At 42.0% G+C, this 1,165-nt stretch carries 1 protein-coding gene; it reads right to left on the minus strand.

Annotated features, from left to right (window positions below):
* Positions 1-55 precede the first annotated feature (55 nt).
* Entirely contained in the window at positions 56-1,078 is a 1,023-nt protein-coding gene (locus AC4HAN_RS09965; protein ID WP_491092375.1) for an IS30 family transposase, read from the minus strand.
* Positions 1,079-1,165: the final 87 nt, after the last annotated feature.

Here is a 1,165-nt window from a genome sequence, read left to right on the forward strand (position 1 = left end):
GGCACAGTGTCAAGTCAAGTGCAACAAGTTCATGGATAGACTAGGATGCCATTGTTTAGGCTGTTTGGGCTAGCCCAAACAGAAATTTTGAAGTTTTGTAACGGTGAAGCCGTCTAGGTCTTTCGTTAATAGCTGAGAGATATTGAGCGAGTTCTTCATCAGTCAGCGGATTGAGAGATTTCCCTTTAGGGAGAAACTCCCTGAGAAGACCATTGAAATTCTCATTTGTCCCTCTTTCGTGAGATGAATAAGGATGGGCAAAGTAAATATCAACATCTTCTAACTCTGATAAAAGACTGAATTCAGAACCGTTGTCTGATGTGATAGAAGAAATCGGATATTCAGCCAAGAGTTCTTTAACAGCCTTATTGATAGTTTCTGCCTGCTTATTGGGCAACTTACAAGCTAAGGCAAAACGTGTCTGACGTTCCACCAAAGTCATAACGACAGCCTCTCCCTTAGTCTTTTTCCCAAGAACCAAGTCAATCTCCCAGTGACCAAACTCAGAGCGGTTGTTAACTGTTTCTGGACGTTCTTCGATGGATTTTCCAAGTGTCTTCTTATTGACCGTGGTTTTAGTCCTAGTCCGTTTTCTGATGCTCACCATCTTAGGTAAATCGATTGGCTTGATAGAAATAAGACCTGATAAAATGTAGCGATACACTGTCTTCGTTGAAGGTACAATTTCTGCCGGATGTTTCGCTTTGTATTCTTGGACAAAGGTATCCACACTATGACGACGAATCTTGGCCTTTACGGCTTCTTCAAGCTTGTTAAAGAAAGTCGGAGAGCATTGGTCTAGTTTCAGATAGACACTGCGCTTTCGATTTTCTTCGTAGACGCGTTGACCGCTATCAGCGAAATAGGAGGAATAATAAGTCCGTTTGCCATTCTTATCCTGAACTTGCGTTACTGTGCCACGCTTAATCTCACGAGTAATGGTAGAACGGTGACGATTGAGTAAACGTGCAATCTCAGCGGGCTTTTTCCCCATTTTCAAATAAGCACTGATTTCGCCTCGCTCAGAAGCTGATAAGTGAGAATAACGAGATTTTTTGGTAGAATGGTTAGTGGACATGTTCATCTGCTTTCTATACTGAGTTGGGGAATTCTAGTATATCAGACGAACATGTCTTTTCTGTTGCACTTCATTTTACAATGCGGG

The organism is Streptococcus sp. ELY_86, from assembly GCF_058314495.1.

Coding starts and splice junctions, on each gene's coding strand:
- AC4HAN_RS09965 (WP_491092375.1), bottom strand. CDS start 1,078: ATGTCCACTAACCATTCTACCAAAAAATCTCGTTATTCTCACTTATCA.